The 16,047-nt window shown below is 59.7% G+C and carries 13 protein-coding genes; 11 read left to right on the top strand and 2 right to left on the bottom strand.

Going from position 1 to position 16,047, the window contains the following annotated elements; all coding sequences use genetic code 11:
- Positions 1-7 precede the first annotated feature (7 nt).
- Positions 8-1,939, bottom strand: a complete 1,932-nt coding sequence (locus tag B1781_RS17205; protein WP_078120840.1) for a sigma 54-interacting transcriptional regulator — start codon at positions 1,937-1,939, stop codon at positions 8-10.
- Positions 1,940-2,349: 410 nt separating this feature from the next.
- Here B1781_RS17205 and B1781_RS17210 point away from each other — a divergent pair, with 410 nt between their 5' ends.
- The 9 genes from B1781_RS17210 to B1781_RS17250 all read left to right on the top strand — a co-directional run bounded on the left by B1781_RS17210 (position 2,350) and on the right by B1781_RS17250 (position 10,765).
- A complete protein-coding gene (locus tag B1781_RS17210) occupies positions 2,350-3,858 on the top strand; it encodes a CmpA/NrtA family ABC transporter substrate-binding protein (RefSeq protein WP_078120841.1) in 1,509 nt (502 codons plus the stop codon).
- Positions 3,859-3,912: 54 nt separating this feature from the next.
- Positions 3,913-4,743: a nitrate ABC transporter permease gene (gene ntrB / locus B1781_RS17215; RefSeq protein ID WP_334223758.1), complete on the top strand. Its 831-nt coding sequence runs from the start codon at positions 3,913-3,915 to the stop codon at positions 4,741-4,743.
- Between the two features lie 10 nt (positions 4,744-4,753).
- Positions 4,754-5,662, top strand: a complete 909-nt coding sequence (locus B1781_RS17220; protein ID WP_078120842.1) for an ABC transporter ATP-binding protein — start codon at positions 4,754-4,756, stop codon at positions 5,660-5,662.
- A 30-nt stretch (positions 5,663-5,692) separates the two neighbouring features.
- The gene (locus B1781_RS17225; RefSeq protein WP_078120843.1) at positions 5,693-7,090 is read left to right on the top strand and encodes a CobW family GTP-binding protein; all 1,398 of its coding nucleotides are present in this window, start codon (positions 5,693-5,695) and stop codon (positions 7,088-7,090) included.
- Positions 7,078-8,190, top strand: a complete 1,113-nt coding sequence (locus B1781_RS17230) for a WD40 repeat domain-containing protein (RefSeq protein ID WP_125932149.1) — start codon at positions 7,078-7,080, stop codon at positions 8,188-8,190. The genes B1781_RS17225 and B1781_RS17230 overlap by 13 nt, the downstream gene beginning before the upstream one ends.
- 7 nt (positions 8,191-8,197) lie before the next feature.
- A complete protein-coding gene (gene cynS / locus B1781_RS17235; RefSeq protein WP_078120845.1) occupies positions 8,198-8,623 on the top strand; it encodes a cyanase in 426 nt (141 codons plus the stop codon).
- 43 nt (positions 8,624-8,666) lie between these two features.
- A complete protein-coding gene (locus B1781_RS17240) occupies positions 8,667-9,320 on the top strand; it encodes a HupE/UreJ family protein (protein ID WP_078120846.1) in 654 nt (217 codons plus the stop codon).
- A gap of 100 nt (positions 9,321-9,420) precedes the next feature.
- A complete protein-coding gene (locus B1781_RS17245; RefSeq protein WP_078120847.1) occupies positions 9,421-10,293 on the top strand; it encodes a sulfurtransferase in 873 nt (290 codons plus the stop codon).
- Between the two features lie 10 nt (positions 10,294-10,303).
- Positions 10,304-10,765 carry a hypothetical protein gene (locus B1781_RS17250; RefSeq protein WP_078120848.1) on the top strand — a complete coding sequence of 154 codons (462 nt, stop codon included), beginning with the start codon at positions 10,304-10,306 and terminating at the stop codon, positions 10,763-10,765.
- Between the two features lie 36 nt (positions 10,766-10,801).
- Here the strand turns inward: B1781_RS17250 and B1781_RS17255 are convergent, their stop codons facing one another.
- Positions 10,802-11,569, bottom strand: coding sequence for an alpha/beta hydrolase (locus B1781_RS17255; protein ID WP_078120849.1), 768 nt, complete (start codon positions 11,567-11,569; stop codon positions 10,802-10,804).
- Positions 11,570-12,780: 1,211 nt separating this feature from the next.
- Here B1781_RS17255 and B1781_RS17260 point away from each other — a divergent pair.
- Both B1781_RS17260 and B1781_RS17265 read left to right on the top strand, forming a co-directional pair.
- Positions 12,781-13,548, top strand: coding sequence for a hypothetical protein (locus B1781_RS17260; RefSeq protein WP_078120850.1), 768 nt, complete (start codon positions 12,781-12,783; stop codon positions 13,546-13,548).
- Positions 13,549-13,769: 221 nt separating this feature from the next.
- Positions 13,770-15,998: a hypothetical protein gene (locus B1781_RS17265; protein WP_078120851.1), complete on the top strand. Its 2,229-nt coding sequence runs from the start codon at positions 13,770-13,772 to the stop codon at positions 15,996-15,998.
- Positions 15,999-16,047: the final 49 nt, after the last annotated feature.

The raw sequence follows: 16,047 nt of genomic DNA on the forward strand, positions 1-16,047 counted from the left end.
CCCGGCGTCAGCCCGATCTTGGTTTCTTGTCGATACCCCAACGCTTGATGCGCGACGCCAGCGTCGTCGGTTTCACGCCGAGCAGTTCGGCCGCCCCGCCCGCACCGAATATCTTGCCGCCACTGGCCTCGAGCGCCTGCATGATCATGCGCCGGTCGCGCTCGCGCTTCTGCTGCTCGGTCATCAGGCCGTCGTTGATCTCCGGCGACGGCGCCATCGGCTTGCTCGCCGGCCGTTCGACATCGGGCAGTTCGAGACGCAGCTGATTGTTGCGCGAGATGATGACGGCACGTTCGAGCACGTTCTCGAGTTCGCGCACGTTGCCCGGCCAGTCATAAGCCTGTAGGCGCTGTACATCGGCCCCGGAGAGTCGCAGACCCTCGCGACCGAAGCGTCGGCAGGCGTTGGCCAGAAAGTGCGAGGCCAACAAGGGAATATCTTCAGGGCGTTCGCGCAACGGTGCCGATTCGATCGGGAACACATTCAGTCGGAAGAACAAGTCTTCACGGAAACGGCCTTCGGCCACCTCCTCGCTCAGATCACGATTGGTCGCGGCAATGATGCGCACATCGACCGTAATCGTTCGATCGCTGCCGACCCGTTCGCATTGACCCTCCTGCAGCACGCGCAACAACTTGCTCTGTAACTCGAGCGGGATCTCGCCCACTTCATCAAGAAACAGCGTGCCACCATCGGCGAGTTCGAAGCGTCCGGCACGATCGCGCACGGCGCCGGTATAGGCACCTTTCACATGGCCGAAGAATTCGCTCTCGAACAACTCACGCGGTACCGCGGCACAGTTCACGCGGATCAGTGGCCGGTCACAACGCGCACTGCTCTGATGGATAGCACGCGCAATCAGCTCCTTGCCGGTACCCGATTCGCCGGTGATCAACACCGCTGCATCGGTCGGTGCGACCATCTCGATCTTCTGGATCGTCTTGCGCAGCGCGTCGCTGCGACCGACGATCTCCTGATAGTTGTATTCTTCGCGGATCTCTTCCTGCAGGTAGGCGTTCTCGAGTTCGAGGCGCTGTTTGAGGCGCTCCAGTTCCTCGAGCGCCTGATGTAGCTTCTGTTCGGTTTCCTTGCGTTCGCTGACGTCACGAAACACCACCACAGCTCCCACCAACCTGCCCTTCTCACGGATCGGCGTGCTGGTGTATTCCACCGGGAACGCACCGCCGTCCTTACGCCAGAAGACCTCGTCGGTCACCTGGTGTACCGCACCGTCCTTGAAGGCGGCATAGATCGGGCAGTCACATGCGGCATAGTGACTGCCGTCGGGGTGGGAATGGTGCAACAGGCTATGCATGTTCTTACCGACCAGCTCGTCGGCCGAATAACCAAGCATGCGTTCGGCCGCCGGGTTCACAAAGGTGGTCGCGCCTTCGGCATTGACGCCATAGATGCCCTCGCCTGCCGCCTGCAGGATGAGCTTGTTCTCTTGCTCGATCTCTTCGAACAGGGTCTCGACCCGCCGCCATTCAGACAGGCCGCGACGTACGAACTCGTTGGCCTGCGACTCGGCCTCCTGGTTGTGCAAAGCGCGCAGATCGCGGAGGGTCGCCAGCATCGCCGGCGCGTCTGCGGTGCCGATGCGTACCGCATGGCATTCCATGCGCCGACTGCGTCCATGACAGTCTCGGCAACGCAGGCTGTTCGTCCAGCCGCTGCCCGTTTCGATCACCGCCTGGGTGAATACGATGAGATCCGCGATGGCTTCACCGAGCCAGTGACTGGGCACCACCTCGCACACCTCATCGGTGGAGAAACCCATCATCCGGCGAAACGCGGCGTTCGCCGCCAACAAGCGGTCCGCAAAAGGATCGATCACCACCTGCGCCTCGGGCGCCAGTTCAAATAGATCGTCACCTGCCGGCGCCGCCGTTGCAAAGCGGTCGACCGAGGCGGCAATCGCATAATCCAGGCGATCCATCAGCAACGCACCGCCATCGACTGGCTACGCAACTGCGTAATGGGCACTACGCATCTGCGTAAGTTACGCATTTGCGTAATGCCACAGTGCGCAGGGGTAAAGGCATTTTCTTTCGACATTTCAGCACGTTATTTCGTTGTCACCGCATTGGCACGCAGCCTGCTCTATCCCTGGTGACCGGTTGTTGTTCGTTGCAAGCGACGACGCTCTGGTCGCCTGGACGCACCTTCGTGGTGCAGACATCGCAGCGTGTGGCGCTTCCTTGCGCCGTTATCGATCCGTCGGGGCGCCATACACACGCGGATGTGCACGCCGGAGGGATTACGAGCAGGGGTCGTGCCAATACGGGGCCGACCGGTGTCGTCACTGGCCGCGATTCACGTCTTGTAACGATCGATTAGGGGAAAGCAATGTCCTTTAAAAGTCTGGGAAATCCCTTCGACGGGGAATCGGACCTAACCCATGGCCCGGGTTGTTCGTGTCCCATTTGTGTGTTCGCGCGAGAACAGGCGCAAGCCGAATACGAGTGCTCCGAAACCGAGTTGACCGCCAAGCTCGAAAAGGCCGTATTCGAGGGCCCGGATCAGCCGCAGGCCGATCTGTCGATGCAGCCAGTCGAGACCAAGCAGACCTCGGTGGAAGATCCGAACAGTCTCGACAACTCCGAAGACGTCATGGACCGGGTCATCGAGAGCGCGATCGTGCGTTCGATGTTCGGCCATCACGAACCGAGCCGTCGTCAGTTCATGCGCATGGTCGGTGGCGGCACCGTAGCCGGCATCCTGGCCACCATGTTCCCGCTGGATGCCGCCAAGGCGGCCATCAAAGACAGCCTCGGTAAACCGGAAAAAACCAAACTGAAGATCGGCTTCGTACCGATCACCTGTGCCACACCGATCATCATGTCGCACCCGATGGGGTTCTACGACAAGTACGGCCTCGACGTCGACGTGATCAAGACGGCCGGTTGGGCCGTGGCACGCGACAAGTCGCTGTCGGGCGAATACGACGCCTCGCACATGCTCACGCCGATGCCGTTGGCAATGTCGATGGGCGCCGGGTCAACGGCGATGCCGTTCCGCATGCCACTGGTTGAGAACATCAACGGCCAGGCGATCGTGTTGCACGTCAAGCACAAGGACAAGCGCGACCCGAAGATGTGGAAGGGCTTCAAATTCGGTGTGCCATTCGATTACTCGATGCACAACTTCCTGTTGCGCTACTACGTGGCCGAGCATGGGCTCGATCCGGACAAGGACATCCAGATCCGTGTCGTGCCGCCGCCGGAGATGGTCGCCAACCTGCGTGCCGGCAACCTCGACGGTTACCTGTCGCCCGACCCGTTCAACCAACGCGCGGTCTGGGAAAAGGTCGGCTTCTTGCACACTTTGACCAAGGACATCTGGGAAGGTCATCCGTGCTGTGCATTCGCCTGCTCGGAGAAGTTCACGACAGAGTTGCCCAACACCTACGGCGCCTTGATGAAGGCCATCGTGGATGCGACGGCCTATTCGCAAAAGGCGGAAAACCGCTTGGAGATCTCCAAGGCCATCGCGCCGAAGAACTATCTCAACCAACCCGAAGCGGTTATCGCGCAGGTGCTCACCGGCAAGTATGCCGACGGCCTGGGCAATGTCATGAACGATCCGAAGCGTATCGATTTCGATCCCTTCCCCTGGCACTCGATGGGTGTCTGGATCCTCACGCAGATGAAGCGTTGGGGCTACATCAAGGGCGACATCGATTACAAGAAGATCGCTGAAGAGGTCTACCTGGCCGCGGATGCCACCAAGATCATGACGGATCTGGGTTACGCCGCACCGGATCACACCTATGAGAAGTACACGATCATGGGTAAGGAGTTCGACCCGGACAAGGCCGAGGAATACGTCAACAGCTTCGCGATCAAGCGGACTTAACCCAAGAAGGCGGGAGCGGGCTTTGGCCTGCTCCCGCAATGGAACACGTTACCGATGTTGCAATCACTCAATCTGCGCGCTGCACTGGTCTCGATCGGGTTACTGGTCGTGTTGCTCGGTGTCTGGGAGTTGCTCAACCGCCCCCCCGAGACCAGTGAAGCGCTCACCGAGTACGAGATACTGATGGGCGGTGCCGACCAGGAGGCGCGTGTTCCGCCGCCGTCCGACGTCATCCGCCTCGCTATCGACGAACTGTCGAACCCGTTCTACGACGCCGGGCCCAACGACAAGGGCATCGGCATCCAACTCGCCTACTCCATCTACCGCGTGCTGACCGGATTCTTCCTGGCCGCGCTGATCGCGATACCGATCGGTTTTCTGATCGGCATGTCGCCGTTGATGTACAAGGCGCTCAATCCCTTCATCCAGGTGCTGCGACCGATATCGCCGCTCGCCTGGATGCCCTTGGCGCTGTTCATCATCAAGGATTCGGAGACCTCATCGATCTTCGTCATCTTCATCTGTTCGATCTGGCCGATGCTGATCAACACCGCCTTCGGCGTCGCCGGCGTGCGCAAAGACTGGGTGAACGTGGCGCGCACACACGAACTCTCTGCACTGCGTACTGCCATGACCGTGATCCTGCCGGCGGCCGCACCAACCATTCTGACCGGCATGCGCATCTCCATCGGCATCGCCTGGCTGGTGATCGTCGCGGCCGAGATGCTCGTCGGCGGTACCGGCATCGGTTACTACGTGTGGAACGAGTGGAACAACCTCGATCTCACCAGCGTGATCTTCTCCATCCTGATGATCGGCGTGGTCGGCATGTTGCTCGACCTCGCCCTGTCGGCGGCCACCCGACTCGTGCAGTACGAAGAATAAAACCTACGCCATGAAGCAAAATCAATTTCTGCAAATCGAAAACCTCGCGCGCCGCTTCCCTTCGAAGGAAGGTGAACTGACGGTATTCGAGAACGCCAACTTCGGCATCGAAAAGGGCGAGTTCGTCTGCATCATCGGACACTCGGGCTGCGGCAAATCGACCATCATGAACGTGCTCGCCGGACTCGATGCACCGACCGACGGCAACGTCTTCATGGACGGCACCGAGGTGTCCGGTCCGAGTCTCGACCGCGGCGTGGTATTCCAAAACTACTCCCTGCTGCCGTGGCTCAGCGCGCTGCATAACGTCACCTTCGCCGTGCGTTCGCGCTGGCCGGGCTGGAGCAAAGAACAGGTTCGCGAACACAGCTACAAGTACCTGGAGATGGTCGGCCTGGGCGGCGGTGCCGAACAGCGCAAACCGGCGCAGCTCTCCGGCGGTATGCGTCAGCGCGTATCCATCGCGCGCGCATTCGCCATTCAACCCAAGTTGCTGCTGCTCGACGAACCGTTCGGTGCCCTCGATGCGCTGACCCGCGGCACCATCCAGGACGAGTTGCTGAAGATCTGCGATGCAACGCATCAAACGGTATTCATGATCACCCACGATGTCGACGAGGCGATCCTTCTGGCCGACCGCATCCTGCTGATGACCAACGGCCCCTATGCGCGTGTCGCCGAGTCGGTGCTGGTCGATATCCCAAAGCCGCGCACGCGCGGTCAGATCATTCACGACCCGGCGTACTACCCCATCCGCAACCACCTGGTTGATTTCCTCGTGCGTCGCTCCGAGGAACTCGCCGGCGGACCGAGCGGTGACAACAACCCGGATGATGCCGCGAGCTACCCGCGCGAGGTCAACCCCGCCAAGTCATCCGGCGGCAACGAAGAAGCAATGACGTCAGCCAGCGCCGGCTGAGTGCGCAACCCGACAGTCGAGAGAAACGTTATGACAGCCTGTGCCCAAGAAACCAGTCAACTCAAACAAGCACCGCAAAGCAGCAGCACCGACAGTCGCGTGCCGGTCACCGTGCTGACCGGATTTCTGGGGTCGGGCAAGACGACGCTGCTCAACCGCATCCTGACCGAAGAACACGGCAAGCGCATCGCGGTTATCGAAAACGAGTACGGCGAGATCGGCATCGACCACGAACTGGTCGTGCAGTCGGATGAAGAAATCTTCGAGATGAACAACGGCTGCATCTGCTGCACGGTGCGCGGCGACCTGATCCGCATCCTCGGTCGCCTGATGCGGCGCAAGCACAAGTTCGATCACATCATCATCGAAACGACCGGCATGGCCGATCCCGGCCCGGTCGCGCAGACCTTCTTCATGGACGAGGAGATGAAAGAGAAGCTGCGACTGGATGCGATCATCACGCTGGTCGATGCCAAGCACGTCGTTCACCACATGGACAGCGACGAGTGCCATGCGCAGATCGCCTTTGCCGACATCGTGTTGCTGAACAAGTCCGACCTGGTCGACGACAGCGCGCTTGTGGGCTTGGAAGATCACATCCGCGGCATCAACAAGCTGGCCGGCATCCACCGCACCGTACAGGGCGGACTCGACATCGAGCTGTTGCTCGGCGTGAACGCGTTCGACCTCGAATCGCGCGCCGCCGAGATGCCCGAGTTCCTGAAAGAAGAACTGCCGTTCGAATGGGCCGGCCAGTACGAACTATCGCCCGGCCGTTATCGTCTTGAGCTCAAGCCCGGGCCGGACCCAACGATCGACCTGGTGCTCGGAGGCCCCGGCCTCGAAGACAATGCAATCTTCGATGCCTGGAAACGCAACAGCATCGTGCTGTATTCGAGTGATCCGACATTCGTCAATGCGGCAACGCCGATGACGCCGGGCGACACCTTGTACCGACTCCCTGTCGATGAACAAACCGGCGCCGCAGTCGAGATCGACATCGAGGTCGCCGGACGCTACGTGTTGTTCACCCAGCATCTTCCCGAGGAATTCGATCTGCAGTTGGTGCGCGAAGGTGATATCGAACAGCCGGTTGAAGCCTTCGAATACGCCAGCCCGCACGAACATGACGACAGCGTCGGCTCGGTCGGTATCAACCTGGCGGGCGACCTCGATCCGAATCGCTTCGAGACCTGGATGGTCGACCTGCTGCGTCGTCGCGGCACCGACATCTTCCGCACCAAAGGCGTGTTGAGCCTGGCCGGCGACGCCAAGCGTTTCGTCTTTCAAGGCGTGCATATGCTGTTTGACGGCCAACCGGGACGAGCGTGGGAAGAAGGCGTCGCGCGAGAGAGCCAGCTGGTGTTCATCGGCCGCGACCTCGACCGAACCGAACTCACCGAAGGACTGCGGGCGTGCCTGGTCTAGCGGCCATCGAAACCCCGATGTTGTTCTCCATGCGCGAACCACGCATGTTGAGCGACGAAGTGACCGATCTCCTGTGGTCACCGCTGAACGACAAACTGTACGCCGCCAGTGCAGCCGGCGAGATTCAATACCTGGACACTGAAGGCAAGCTGCTGACCCAATGGCAGGCACACCAGGGCGGGGTCACCCGTTTGCGTTTGCAACCCAACCATCCCGACGTGCTGGCAAGCGCCGGCGAAGATGGCCGCGTGGTGCTGTGGAACAGCACCGACGGCAGTGAACAGTCAACCTTGATCAACGAAAGCGACTGGATCGAGCACCTCGACTGGACGCCCGACGGCAACGTGCTGGCTGCGGCCGCGCGTAAGACCATCTCGCTGTGGCGTGGCGCTGAGTCGCTGGGCATGTGGTACGACGCACGTCGCCAGGTGTTGGCGATGGCCTGGGCACCCGACGGCAAGCGCCTCGCAACTGCCGCCAACAAAGGTCTCTACCTGTGGCGCATGCAGGATGCCGGCAACGACAGTTCCGAACCGATGCAGCTGCTGAGCTTTCCGGGTGCGCCGGTCTCACTCGCCTGGCAACCCAACAGCAAGGCGCTGGCCGTCGGTACCCAGGATGGCTTTCTGCAGATTTGGCGTCCGGCCGACAATGCCGGCGGTAAACGCAATGAGTCGGCCAAGCAGCTTACGATGCGGGGCTATCCCGGCAAGGTGAACTGCCTTGCCTGGCACCCGACAACGACCACGATCGCGACCGCCGGCGGACCTGACGTGGTGCTGTGGCAACTCACCCACAAGGGCACCAAGGGCAACCCCCTGCGTCACCATCAAAGCACCGTGACCGCAATCACCTGGTCGCCCGACGGCACGCTATTGGCTTCCGGCGACCGCGCCGGGCGGCTGTGTATCTGGGACAGCGAAGGCGACCCGGTGTTCAGCCAGAAGCTCGACCACGAGATCTCTACCCTGGGATGGCGCAACGACAGCCTCGTGCTGGCGGTCGGCGATACCGGCGGTGCCCTGCACCTGGTCGATCGCAACCGCGCCAATCCCCCTACTTCCACGACGTCGCCAGACGAGGAGGCACACGTTGACTAAAGACGATATGACCATGGCCATTCTGGCCGCGCGCAAGAAGCTGGACCTGAGCTGGGAAGGACTGTCTGAGAAGGTCGGCCTGGCACCGGTCTTTCTGACCAGCGCCTGTCTCGGTATGAACAGCCTTAAGCCTGAGTTCGCCGACAAGGTCGCCGAGACGTTGGGGCTGGATGGTGACGTGAGCGCTGCCCTGCAGGAGTTTCCGCACAAGAGCTGGGACAAGCTGGTGCCTACCGACCCGGTGATCTATCGCCTGTACGAGATCGTCGGTGTGTATGGCGACACCATCAAAGAGATCATTCACGAGAAGTTCGGTGACGGCATCATGTCGGCCATCGACTTCTCGATGCACATCGACAAGGAAGAGAACCCCGCCGGTGACCGCGTCGTCGTGACGATGAACGGGAAGTTCCTCCCGTACAAATCCTGGTAAGCCCGCAATCACCGAACGCACCTACGACATCGAGGTAATCGAGATGACCCATAATGCCGACCGTATTTCCGCAACTACCCGTCGCAACAGCCTGATCGCGCTTGCAGGCATCGCGCTGACAGCACCTGTCGCACAGGCGCACCACGCGATGGATGGCGCCACCCCCACCAACTTGTTCGAGGGCTTTCTGTCCGGACTCGCCCACCCAGTGATCGGCGTCGACCACTTTGCGTTTCTGGTGGTCGCCGCCTTGATGGCCTTCACGTTGAACGGCAAGGCCCGTTACCTGGTACCGCTGGCATTTGTCGGCGCCACCGTGGCCGGCACCCTGTACCACCTGACCGCAGCCGACCTGCCCTTGGTCGAGACCGTCATCGCCCTGTCGGTATTGCTCGGCGGCGTCGCCGTGTTGCTCAAACACAGCGTGTCGGCACTGCTGATGGGGGCCTTGTTCGCCGTAATCGGCGTGTTCCACGGTTACGCCTACGGCGAATCGATCGTCGGTGCCGAGCAGACGCCGCTGCTGGCGTATCTGGCCGGCTTCGCATTGATCCAGTTCGCCATCATCGCTGCCGCCGTCAAGGGCCTGTCGATGATCGCGCAGCATTCGCAGCGCGCCCAGAGACTTACCCGCAGCACCGGCGGCCTGTTCGCCGCTGCCACCGGCGCCGCCTTCCTGGCGATGAACCTGAGCTGATACGCAATCAACGACAGCCCCGCACGTAGCGGGGCTGTTCAGTGCATTACCCTGAGCGCGAGGCCGCAGATCCTGGTTGGCCTCGGCTGGAGAAACCTCGATGTCTGAGAACGTTCTTATCACACCGACCCAGTTGAAACAGATGGCCGAGTCCTTGCCGACTGTCATCATCGATACCCGCTCGCCCGACGCCTATGCCGCCGGACACATCCCTGGCGCCGTCAATATCCACGATATCTTCACGTTTCTGGCCACCTCGTCGAAAGAAGGCATGCAAGAACTGCGCGGCAAGTTCGCCGAGGCATTCGGCGCTGCCGGCCTGTCGGGCGAAGAAGTTGCCGTGATCTATGAAGACAGCATGAACACCGGCTTCGGTCAGTCGTGCCGCGGTTACTTTCTGCTGCAATTCCTCGGCTATCCCAAGGCTACGATTCTGCACGGCGGCTACCAAGCATGGCTTGCCGAGTCTCTGCCTACCACGACCGATGCGACCACGCCGGAACCGAAGACATTCCCGGTTGATGAGGCCAGTGCAAGTGTCATGTTGACCAAGGACGATATGCTCGAGTCACTTGGAAAAGACGCTATCGTCAAACTCGATGTTCGCGATGTCGACGAATGGGTCGGCACGAGTTCATCGCCCTATGGCGTCGACTTCTGTCCGCGCAAGGGTCGCATCCCAGGTGCCGTCTGGCTGGAGTGGTATCGCATGATGAAGCCCGGCGAAGAAGTGCCGGTATTCAAGACCAAGGAAGAACTGCAGGCCGAATGCGGCACCGTCGGTATCAACCCCGACTCCACCGTCTACATCTACTGCTTCAAGGGCGCACGTGCATCCAATACCTTCGTTGCCTTGAGAGAGGCCGGCGTCAAGGATGTCCGCCTGTATTTCGGTTCGTGGAACGAATGGTCGCGCGACCCGGAACTGCCGATCGAAACCGGTCATCCGGCGATGGCGTGGGAAGCGGCCTGAGGACTGCGACATGACGATGACACTGGTCCAGGCGATTCATGGCATGGCGGCTACCGCCTGGATCGGTGGCATCTTCTTCGCGTACATGGCATTGCGGCCCGCCGCCAACAAGGCACTCGAGCCGCCTCAGCGAGTCAAGTTATGGCAGGCGACGTATGCGCACTTCTTCCCCTGGGTGTGGTTGATGATCGCGCTGCTGCTGGTCAGCGGTTACCTCGACCTGTTCTCGCGTTTCGCCGGTTTCGCGACCGACGCACTGTATCTGAAGCTCATGCATGGCATCGGTTGGCTGATGGTGCTGGCCTTTGCCTATCTTTATTTCGGGCTCTACCGGAAACTGAGCCGCGCCTTGCAAACCGGTGACACGCAGACGGCAGCAGCCACCATGATGAAGATGCGTCCGGTGATGCTGACCAACCTAACACTCGGCATGCTGATCACGGCCATTGGCATTGCCGGCCCCGCTCTCTAACGCAGCCGCATCCCATTCTCTCGTTCGTACGGCCGTTCACGAACCCATAGCAAGAAACTGAGAGATGGCACGCCAGTAGTCGCTATACCCAGAGATGTCATTGTGTCCCGCATTGGGGAGCAGCGTCAGAGACGCCCGGCCCTGCGGAAAAGCATCCAGCAGTCTTTGCGTATGCGCGGTCGGCACCAAGTTATCGTGTTCGCCAGCTAGCAGCAGTGCATTGGCCTGCACCTTGGGCGCAAATGAGTCGCTGGGATACTTGTCCTTGAGCATCAAGGACATCGGATAGACCGGGTAATAGCGCTGTGCCAAAGCCAGACTGCTGTCGAACGGCGTGACCAGTATCAGCTTCGCCACCGGCCTGCGGCTTGCCAGGTAGGTCGCCACACCGCTGCCAAGACTGCGACCGATAACCGCGACGGATTCGTGCCGACCAGCGATCGCGTCGAACAGGCTCAACGCATCTTCGAACAAACCTTCCTGTGTCGGCGAACCGGTACTACCCGCATAGCCTCGGTAGTTCATCAGATAGACCGTCCGGTCGGGCAAGGCATGGCGCAAATCATAGATATTGGCCGATACATCTTCAGCATTGCCGCCCAGGTAGATGACTGCGTGCGACTTACCCGGTGAAACCACCCAGAGTTTGAGCGTCTCACCGCCACTGTGTAGCAGCTCGCTTTGCGCCTCAGTAACTTCCCGCTGCGGCGTCGGGAAGTACATGAACGAACGTTGGGCGAAATACAGGTAAACCCCGAAACCCGCATAGATCAACAGCGTGATCTTGATAACCCAGATCAACATCACCACCCCGCTCGATTTCGTTCGCCGCGTTTCATCTTGCTTAGCCGATGCCATCCGTCTTCGCACGCCTCATTGCACTTTCGAGCATTTTATCAAGCAGCACCTGCTATGCACCTTGGTCGGGCCGCCAGCATTGAGAAACGAAGCACATTGCACTTCGCCTGACCGAACCCACCGACACCCTGCGAGTAGCGCGCAACCGACTCACCGCCATACGGACTGATTCTCATCTTCGAATGCGCTGCGTTTGCAACTCGCTGTTGTCTACCCAAACAACTGCGCGGACGAAAAAAATCCCATTCGAAAGCAACGCTCGTGATGCGTCGCGACTTGCGCACTCGGCACGTTGACTTTGGTCAAGCAAACGGCGCACCGCGGCGACCGAATACTCAACCCTCTTTCTGTCGTATCTGTTTCGTGAAGTAGATCGCGTCTAGGTCCGGTTCAAGGCTGCGCATTTTGAGCGCCAAATCATTATGTCGTATCGCACTTAGCGACATTGATCCTGCGACGACAGACGTCTAAAAAAAAACTCATCGATAGGCAACGTTACACGTTCAAAAAAACTTCATAGGCTTTAACAGGAGTTATAAATCGAACGCAGTTAACGGGTGTAATGTTCAATCAACAAGAGATCTTGAGAATCTCGCAAAGGCACAAAAAACAAGAAGCAACAATCTGCGTGCCTCGGGTTTCCGAGTAACAGATTTGGAAGACAAAGACGTCAGGAAGACGACCAACAACTGACTGACAGCGCCCAAGAGCCGGACATGACTCGGCTCGTCAGAGAAAGGCCTGCAGCCTATACAGGGGAAAGACAATGCTTCTATACGTGCGTTCGCTTCGTGCCGATCCAGTCCAGTCACGAAACGCCATTCTCTATCGCGTAAGCGCGAACGTATAGCATACCCGGCCGCTCCGACTGTTGAGTTCGGTTATGCGCACAACGGCAAACCCACAGACCGCCACGGCAGCCGGCAACGATTGTTGTCGGATAGGCGTCGCCGACTATCGGCAACTCCACACTAGCAGATGGGTACTCCGTTTCGTATTGCGTTCAGGAGGAACAATCAACGTGCATAAAACGTAACACAAGACTCTCTCAACCGTTCCGTAACTTTAGTTTTGTCTGGCATTCGGCCTAACGAAAGGGCTTTGTATTGCCTCAAGGAAATGACAAGCAAGACAAGAATCAACTAGGGGATTCAAATATGCGTCAATCCATCCCACGTTCACCGACCACTCGCGTTCTGTTCGGCCTGATAGCGGCCGCTGCGCTCTTTCCATCATCGGTGCTGGCAATTGCGAGCTACGATGCAGGTGCGTTCTTCCAATTTACCAGCATTACCGCTGACGACGGCGTCTTCCTCGACATCTCGGTCGAACCGGATGACAACCTCGTCAACACGTCAACGACCATCGGCGCCACGGCGACTGCGACCAGTGATCCGGCCGTTGGCCCGGTAAGCGATCCAATACAGGATGTCCGCGTCATCGGCAGTGCCGGACTGGTACCCGGCGCTTCCATCTCCAGCGCAGATGCCTTCAATCGACTCACCGTTGCCGCCCTGAACACCAATACCAGCGGCGGAACTGTCGATGTCGTGTTCGAGTTCATCTACGGCGCCGATGTGATGGCCTCGTTGACCGACATGGTGACCGAATCGGCATTCGCCAGCGCAGGCATCTTCATGGACACCGTGTTCGGCGGCGCCGGACTGCCGGGCGGCTCCATCGTCGATGTGGTACTCGATCTCTTCGATACCGGCCAAGACTCGATATTCAACTTCGGCAGCTACACGCTGACGCTGCAGCCTGGTGAATTCAACGGCGTGTACGTCGACCTTTCGGCACTCGGCCAGGCCATCTCCATTTCCGATCCAGACAACGGCGTACCGCTGCCGGCAACGCTCGCACTGCTGATGGCAGGTCTGATCGGTATGGCGCGCGGCGGTCGGGCTTTCAGTATTCGCGCTTGATGGCACAAGCCCGGTGTTCGCTTCAATGAAGACGAGGAGGTGACAGCATCCAAGGCCATTAATTTCAACGCCAGACAATCAAAGTGGGTATGGCCAGGGCAATCGCCCCGATGGCCATACGATCGGGAGCTCGGGTCCGGCACCTCTCGCAACTTCTGCCAGACATAACCGAAGCAATATTCAAAGGGAAACAAACCGGATGAAATCCGGTGGGGGGATCAATGAAACTCGCGAACCGTAAGCCAACGGCGAAGGGCCGTAAGCCAGCGGTAACGACGCTGGCCGTGGCTATCAGCGTGGCGCTCGGACTATCCGCCGCCACAGCACAAGCCTATCAATCGCCGCTTCACGTGTTCTCTGTCGACGACGTGCTCGGCGGCTTCGATGGACGAACCTACGGCACCTCGGGTGCCTACGAGGACAAATCCATTATCTGCGGCATCGACTCGGCCTGTCCGTCGACTGCCGCACAACCTTTCGTCGACAAGTCGGGCGTGGAGCTCTTCCCGATCGACAGTGAATTCGGCTTCTATGTCGTCGATTTTGTCGGCGCACAGGAAAAGACCGCGGACGGCGACTACGGCGAAGGCTGGGTTGGCGACCTGCCGGACGGCTCCGGTATTGCCGTATCGAACGCGGCAACCAATCGCTACAAGGTCAAACCACCGATGGGCACCTGGTGCCAGGGTCTTGGCGGAAACTCGGTGAAATGTTCTACCGAACACTATACGGTCATGGAACACGTGCTGAGCTGCCATGAGGTGATCCCGTATTTCTACGCCTTGCCCGATGGTACGCAAGGGAGCCAAACGACGCCTGACGGAAGCCTGTCGCTGGATTGCTCGACAACCGCTTTGGATGATGACCTGCAGATCCTGGTCGGTGGTGTCGAATCAGGCACCCGCCTGACCGACGCTGAGCCATTCGTCCAGATGGACCCGAACGACAACACGTCTGTGTTGGATGACATTGCGGTCAGCACTGACTATTCACTGACGTTGAAAGATGACGGTAAGCCCCTGTATCGCTGGGGTGCCCTAATCAAGCGGCCCAACGACGTGCGCATGTATGCCCGCCTCGCATTGCCGGAAGTGTGGAAGGCACGCAATGCGGACGGCACACTCACCAACGACTTCAAGGTCACCAAGGCATGGCTGGTGGTGAATCACACGATCACCAACAACCCGAACGACCAGCTTCGTCCGGAAGACCTGGAAAACGAAGCGGCGATCGGCGTACTGCCCGACCATACGATCGAAAACCAGGGTACGCCTGACGAGGTGTGGCGCTCGACCAAGCAATGCTACGAGGGTGACGGTGACCTGATCGACACCGAAGAGGGTACCGGCGACCCGACTTCTATCGGGATTGGCACCTACTTCAAGAATGGACCTTTCGCGCTTGATCCCGCAGCGGCTCCCGGCGACGACGAGTCGGAACCGCCCTTTGCATTTTCCGAGGACCTTTCCGAAGGTCTGACGAACGCCTGGTATACGACGATCGATCGTGAACCATTCGAGTGGTCCTACGAGGTGGTTACGACGGATACCAATGGTGTGATCACCGTCGATTATCGTGGTTGCCCCGGTCCGGTCGAAGACCCTGCGTATGCCGCCCAGTGCACCAACGTTCCCGCCGGTGCGCCGCTGTACTCCGGCCCGCGCTGGCGCCTGAAGCCGAACAAGTTCGGTCAGGACCTGCCCGGCCTGGAGATTCCAACCACGGCCGCTCTGGAAGAGCCTTGCACGCCGCCGCCCTTCTCTCGCGAGCTGATCAAGTACGAGGTCGGTGCGCCGACCACGACCGTGATCAACTTGCTCGACTGGGATGAGGAAGAAGGTGGCCCGTCTCCGCTGGCAACCAGCAAGGGGTGGATCGACTCCGAGCTGTACAACCCGTTCATCGAGATCGTGGGTACGGTCATCGACGACAACGGCGAAGAGCGTCAGATCACCTCCATCGGCTCGCCGATGAGTGAAGACTTCGACCTCACCGTGTATGTCAAAGGCGACCGTAAACCGACCTTCGTCTACAACGCGCAGTTGATTGTCGAGTATGAAGGCGAAGTGCCCGTCGATGACGAAGAAGTCGACATGCGGCTTGCCAACCTGACCGTTCCGCTGAAGGTGTCGGGTCAGACGCCGAGCAGCCGGGTCAAGGACCTGTTCGTTACCGCGTGTAACGATGACGACGATACCAATGCGTCGGGCATCATCACCTTGACCGGCACGTCGCTGGTACCGGGCATCCAGCCGGTGAACTTCGCACAGAGCTTCACCGATCTGGCACCGGGAGCCTGCGACACAGCTACGTTCACGTGGACTGCGCCAACGGTCGGCACGTCCATCTCCTGGGCAGCCGAAGTGACGGTAACCGGCGACCTGGTCGATCCGAATCCGACCAACAACACGGCAACCGGACAGACCCTGGTCTACCCGTTGCGTGACTGATCGGGACACCGATCATCGGTGAAACAATGCGGGAGAGGCTCGGACCTCT

The organism is Thiosocius teredinicola (assembly GCF_002009425.1).
Taxonomy (GTDB): domain Bacteria; phylum Pseudomonadota; class Gammaproteobacteria; order Chromatiales; family Chromatiaceae; genus Thiosocius; species Thiosocius teredinicola.